Annotated in this window: 4 protein-coding genes and 1 pseudogene; 4 read left to right on the top strand and 1 reads right to left on the bottom strand. The window is 60.8% G+C overall.

Features of this window, described 5'->3' with window-relative positions; translation table 11 throughout:
• The 4 genes from RMO15_RS31960 to RMO15_RS31945 all read left to right on the top strand — a co-directional run.
• A partial coding sequence (locus RMO15_RS31960) for a hypothetical protein (RefSeq protein ID WP_309722970.1) occupies window positions 1–447 on the top strand: 447 nt, incomplete at its 5' end.
• Window positions 448–553: 106 nt separating this feature from the next.
• Window positions 554–1351, top strand: coding sequence for a phytanoyl-CoA dioxygenase family protein (locus RMO15_RS31955; protein ID WP_309722967.1), 798 nt, complete (start codon window positions 554–556; stop codon window positions 1349–1351).
• A gap of 9 nt (window positions 1352–1360) precedes the next feature.
• A complete protein-coding gene (locus RMO15_RS31950; protein WP_309722964.1) occupies window positions 1361–2464 on the top strand; it encodes an ankyrin repeat domain-containing protein in 1104 nt (367 codons plus the stop codon).
• Entirely contained in the window at window positions 2461–3558 is a 1098-nt protein-coding gene (locus tag RMO15_RS31945) for an ankyrin repeat domain-containing protein (protein ID WP_309722960.1), read from the top strand. Before RMO15_RS31950 ends, RMO15_RS31945 begins: the two co-directional genes overlap by 4 nt.
• Window positions 3559–3618: 60 nt before the next feature.
• On the opposite strand, the pseudogene RMO15_RS31940 reads toward RMO15_RS31945, so the two are convergent.
• Window positions 3619–5988: pseudogene (locus RMO15_RS31940) on the bottom strand (hypothetical protein); the annotation flags it as partial.

Below are 5988 nucleotides of genomic sequence, written 5' to 3'. Positions count from 1 at the left end.
CGAGCAGCGAGTAGCAACTCCCCGGCGACGGGTGTGCCTCCTGTCTCTCTGGAGCTGGCAATGTCCATGAACTCCATGCGAGGAATGCGTGCCATCACGCCCTCCTCGACCGGTGGCCCTGACCAGCCTCGGATTGCCCTTGAGGCAGTCTCGACCGATGCTCCCGAAGCGACCCGAATGCGCCTGGTCGTCGGAAGTACCCATGAACCCGCTCTGGAAGTGGTCGTTCACAACGGTGCAGGGATTAGCGTCCGCACCGGCACTGGCCACGAGCAGCCCGCGGTCAAGCTGGACTCGCAGAACCTCCCCGATGGTGGCTCTGTCACTCGTGCCACTCTCTTCCCTGCCCGTGGTGGCCAGGAGATGGTGCTAGAGCTGCGCCGCGAAGCGGTCAATGATGGCTTCACCGATGCCCGCTGGAAGAACCGCCTCTCGCTGTTTGCCTAAGCAAGGCATTCGCAAAAAGCGCGAGCCCTCTCTGACCGAATCGGTTGGAGAGGGCTTTTCTTGTTTTTGGGCAGGAAATTGGCTTTTCCTGCCCGAACCATTCGGCATGAGTACGCAATATCTAGCAGGCAGCACTGTCTCTGAGGAGCAGATTAGTTCGTGGGTGGAGCAGTTCCACCGGGATGGGTTTCTGGTGCTCCAGGATGTTCTGACACCCGAGATGTGCGCCGCCATGCGCGATGACTTAGACAAAGCACTTCGTGACAACCACGAAGAAGGCGACGGGATTATCCAGCTCCATCATCGGATGTTCGAGGTCAGTCCTACCAACCTCTCGCTCTTTGAGCTGGAGCCAATTGTTACTTTCGCAGAGAAACTCATCGCCGAGACGACGCACTGCATCCATAACAACAGCTTTCGGGTGCAGCCGGGGCCGGGCAAGGGCATCACTACGTGGCACCAAGACGACTCCCCGCACTTTCTCGTGACCGAGGGCGAGGCTCCCAAGAACATCAAGCTGCCTGTCTTGCTCTTCACCGCCAACTACTACCTCACCGATGTCGAGACGCCTGAGTACGGTCCAACCCAGCTCATTCCCAGCTCGCATCTCTTTGGCAAGCGCTGCCCGCCGACTATCGAGGGAACCGAGTGGGAGGACAAGACGGTTTATGCCTGCGGCAAGGCGGGAAGTGTCGTGATGTTCAACAACCAGGTCTGGCACCGCGGAGCGCCCAACCTCTCGGATCGCGTGCGCTACATCACCCAGGTGAGCTATGCCCGGCGGCTGGTGGGGCACAAGTACAGCCCCTTCATGAACTACCAGATGCCCGAACACGTCTACAAAGATGCCAGCCCGCGCCTCAAGCGTCTGCTAGGCTTCCTGCCCAACGGTGCGTACGGCTAGGAAACTATCATGCAGTATCTTCGTGCTCCCTCACCCCCGAAAACACTGCTCGAAGCGGCGGCGTGGGGCAACCTCGCCGCCGTGCAGAAATTTCTGGCAAAGGGAGCCAAACCCGACCAGCGCGACACCAACGGCTGGACGGCGTTGCACCATGCCGTGGGCTATGGGCAGGAGTCTGGTATGGATGTTCGGACGGGCCGCGCGCCTGTGAAGGGCATCGTGGATGCGTTGCTCAAAGCAGGAACCCCTGTCAACGCGAAATCAAAGGACGGCATAACGCCGCTGATGGCTGCGGTTCGTGCCCAACACGAAGAGGCGGCTCGCTGGTTAGTTTCGGCGGGAGCAGATCTGCGGCCTGCGGATGAGGTAGGGGGCACGGCGCTAACGATGGCGCTCTGGTATGAGCACTGCTCCCGTAAGTTCGCGGACTTTCTCCTCCAGAAAGGATCTCCCGTGAGCCTTTGGGATGCGCTTTGGCTCGGAGACACGGCAAAGGCACTTAGGCTTGTGGAGAGCGCCAATGTCAAGGCCGTTGGCCCCAACAACTACACCTATCTGCACCTCGCCGCCGAGCTGGGGAGCCTGCCGGTGGCTCAGCGCCTTCTGGCACGCGGGGCGGTGGTGAGTGTACGCGACAAGAACGGCTTTACACCCGTGCATAAGGCCATCGGTGGTGGCCCTGACTTGGTTCGGATTGTCTCCAGACCTTCCTGGCACGCCTATGGCCCCACCCAAGGCCGCGAGTCACTGCTCATGCTCTTACTCAAAAGTGGGGCGAATTGTGATGCCCGCTCCACATCTTCACGCGGAGGCGAGTACACGCCGCTCGGTTGTGCGATCCTTGCCGAGCGCCCCGAGCTGATGCGTGTCTTGCTGAAAGCGGGAGCCAATCCCAACGGGGAAGGCTACGACGACGATCCGTTGCTCTTTAATGCCATCGAGACACAAAACCACGTTGTGGTGAAGACGCTTCTGGATGCGGGTGCCGATCCACGCTTCAAGAGCGAGTACGGCACGACGGCACTGGAAGCGGCCAAGAGCACCGAAAACTCGCAGATTGTCGCGCTGGTGAAGGTGGCGCTGCAAAAGCCGATCAAAAAGAAGAAGAAATGAACGAGCGCGATGCCGAACTGCGAAGTGCAGCCTATAACAATCGCCTGAACCGAACCAAGGCTCTGCTGAAACTGGGGGCTAACCCGAACGCCACCGACGAGGATGGACAAACAGCGCTTCATGCTGCGGTTGCCTGGTTTCAGCCTCCGATGTCCGATATGATCGTGCGATGGTATACCGAACCAGAGGTTCTGGAGGCCCTACTTGATGCGGGAGCGCTCCTCAACATACGCGACAAAGAGGGCATGACGCCACTTCTGCTTGCCTGTCGCAATGCCAATGGGCCTGCCGCGCTCTTTCTTCTGGAGCGTGGTGCTGATCCGAAGGAGCTGGACAGATTTGGCTGGAGCGCACTGACCTGGCAGCTCTGGAAGGGGCGCTGGTGGCCGCGTAAGACTCGGCTGGAAGGGCAGTTGCTTAAGCACGGGGCTGTGCTGACGCTCTGGGACGCGCTTCTCCAAGGGAATCTGCCGCTGGCCGAGCAGCTTGTGGAACGTGCTCCTCTCACCCCGATTGGTCCCTACAAGACCACACTTCTTCACCTAGCGGCCCGTGCCGGGAGCTTGCGGGTGACGGAGTCTCTGCTAAGGCGTGATGCTGATGTGCAAGCGGCGGATATCTGGAACCAGACGGTTCTTCACTTTGCACTAGGAGGATATAAGGCGCTTTCGATTCCTGCCGGATCGCACTCCTGGCATCGGTTTGGCCTGCAAAAAGACCGGGATCGCTTGGTCACGCTTTTGCTCAAGGTGGGAGCACAGCTCAATGTCCGCGCCTCCGATTTTGAGTTTGATCCCACAGACCCAAGCGGGGAGACACCACTGGAGTGGGCGCTTGGCTTGCAGAATGTCGGCCTCATGCGTCTGTTGTTAAAAGCCGGGGCTGATCCCAACCAGAAAAGTGAGTACGGAGAACCGATTCTCTTTGATGCCATCTCTACCAAGAATGCGGAGATCGTAAAGGTCTTGCTGGATGCAGGGGCCGATCCTGCCGTCCGCGTGAGCTTCGCTGACAGGGATGCGCTTTCGCTGGCAAAAGAGACTCCGAAAATCGAGCGGCTAGTGCGAGCGGCGCTGAAGAGACGGGGAAAATAACCCCTCCTCCCAGGATTGGGAGGAGGGGCAGGGGGAGGAGGGTACCCGGAGGAGGGTATCTTACTTTAGACCCTTGGCCTCGTCCATGGCTTTCTTTGCCGCCTTGATCACTTCCTCTGCCTCGCGCTTGTAGCCGGGGCTAAGCGGCTCGCTGAGGGCGTCAATGTTCTGGGAGACGCGACCGAGCCGTGTGGTCAGGGCGTTGGGATTGGCTACCGGGCGTGGGGTGGGCTGGCCTTCCCCGCCCGACTCGCCGCTCCGTTCCGCGGGAGGCGTCGTGGGAGACGTGACAGGCGGCGTGACGGGACGGTTGCCTGCTTGAGGATCGTTGCCCCGGAGCGTGGCGGGGGTGCGTCGGTTGGCGGGGGCGTTAGGGGTGCCTACTCCCCCTGCGCCGCCTTGGCCACGACCTCCGCCTTGTCCGCCTTGCCCACCGCCTGCGCCACCACGACCCCCGCCGCCTGCACCCGCAGCCGGGGAGATGCGTGCCAGGAGATCGTTCACGGCCTGGAGACGCGCCTCAGATTTGGCAAGAGCTTTCGCCTTATCTTTTTCGTTCAGAGTGGTGTCCGCCTTGACCTTGGCAAGCTCCTTCTCGCGCTCGGTGCGCGTTGCCGTGAGCGTGGTGCGGGTGGCATCCAGCTTGGCGTAGGTCTCGCCCAGACGAATCAGCGTGTCGTGGACTTCCTTGCGCTCTTTATCAGTGAGCGTGGTGCGAGGGTCGTCGTAGATCGTGATCCGCTGGGTTGAGGACTGCTGCCCGACGGTGAGGGTTGCGGTGTAGGTGCCGGGAAGCAAGCGGGGGGGCACTGCTCCCCCAAAGCCACCACCTTGGCCGGATGTCGCCGCGCTCTCACGGATGTCCCAGCGCAGGACGTTCCAGCCGGTTGCGGGCTCTGCCTGGCTCAGGGTGCGAACCACTTTTCCCTTGCTGTCTTTCACAGCTAGAGTTGCTGCGCCTTTGATATTTTCGCCCAAGTAGAAGCGAAACGGACTGCCGGTGGATGGGTTGGGCGCGATATAGATCTGGTGGCCCGTGTTCGCCTTGCGGCTGGCGATGCGGTAGTGCACCGCAGGTTTCGGTGGCGCAAGGGTCACAGGAGCGAGGCTGAGGGCCTTGGCTTCGAGTGGGCCAAGGTCATCCATAATCCAGAACCCACGGCCATGGGTGGCAAAGATCAGGTCGTTGTCGCGGGGATGGATCTGGATATCGTCCACGGGGATCGTGGCCGGGAAGGGCTTCTCGAAGCGCTCCCAGCTTCCTCCTCGGTTGAAGGAGACATAGGCACCGCGCTCGGTTCCTAGGAAGAGCAGGTTCGAGGCGCGGGGGTGGTCCCGGATCACACTGACCGTGGCTCCCTCGGGCAGGCTCCCCGTGAGCTTCTTCCAGGTTGCGCCAAAGTCCTCGGTCACAAAGGCATAGGGCGTGAAGTCATCGCTGCGGTGGCCATCGAAGCTCACATAGCAACGACCCGCCGCATAGGGACTGGCATGCACCCGGCTGACATAGGTGCCTTTGGGGACGCCCGGAACCGTGCAGAGGGTAAAGGTCTTGCCGTCGTCTTGTGACACTTGCACGTTGCCATCGTCGGTGCCCACCCAGAGAATTCCTTCTTTGACGGGGGACTCACTGACGGTGACGATATAGCCGTAGCCATCTTGTCCATCGTGCGCCGAGAGTGTCCCTCCTCCAAGTCGTGTATCCACCGGCTTGCCCAGGATGGGGAGCTTGGTACGGTCGGGTTTGTTAGTGAGATCCTCGGTTCTGCGCCAGGTATCGCCACGATCTTGCGAGATAAAGAGCTTGTTACCCCCAAAGAAAATCTTCTTGGTGTTGTGCGGCGAGATGAGGATGGGGCTGTTCCAGTCGAACTGGAGCTTTTCCGTGGGGCTCTCACGGCTGGGGCGGATGCTCTTGCTCTCGCCGGTGGCCTGGTTGCGCCGTCCGACCGCACCGCCCTGGCTCTCGGTGTAGATAATGCGCCAGTCGAGCGGATCGGCCTGGGCATAGAAACCATCACCGCCGCCGATATTGAGCCACTCGTCGTTGGAGACCCCGCGCGCATCGAGCGTGCGGCTTGGGGCTTCCCAGGTGCCGTTGTCTTGCAGGCCCCCGTAGACATGGTAGGGCATCCGCATGTCAAAGTGCACCTCGTAGGGCTGGCTGATCACGAGCGTGTTCATGTAGTCCCAGCTCTTGCCCTGATCCCAGCTGACCTGAATGCCACCGTCGCAGCCAAAGAGCAGGTGATCGGAGTCCTTGGGGTTGATCCAGAGCGCGTGGCCATCGGCGTGCACGCGCGAAAACGGTGAGGTGAATGTCTTGGCACCGTCTACGGACATATACGTACTCACGCCTAGCACATAGACCGTGTCCTCGTCGTTGGGGTCTACGCGGATCTGCGAAAAGTACATCGGGCGCGGGTTGGT

Origin of the sequence: Armatimonas sp., from assembly GCF_031410135.1 — a bacterium.
Taxonomy (GTDB): domain Bacteria; phylum Armatimonadota; class Armatimonadia; order Armatimonadales; family Armatimonadaceae; genus Armatimonas.
This window is presented reverse-complemented; position numbering and strand designations above follow the sequence as displayed.

Excerpts from the sequence above, each read along its gene's own strand:
- RMO15_RS31955 (WP_309722967.1), top strand. The coding sequence starts at position 554 with ATGAGTACGCAATATCTAGCAGGCAGCACTGTCTCTGAGGAGCAGATT.
- RMO15_RS31950 (WP_309722964.1), top strand. The coding sequence starts at position 1,361 with ATGCAGTATCTTCGTGCTCCCTCACCCCCGAAAACACTGCTCGAAGCG.
- RMO15_RS31945 (WP_309722960.1), top strand. The coding sequence starts at position 2,461 with ATGAACGAGCGCGATGCCGAACTGCGAAGTGCAGCCTATAACAATCGC.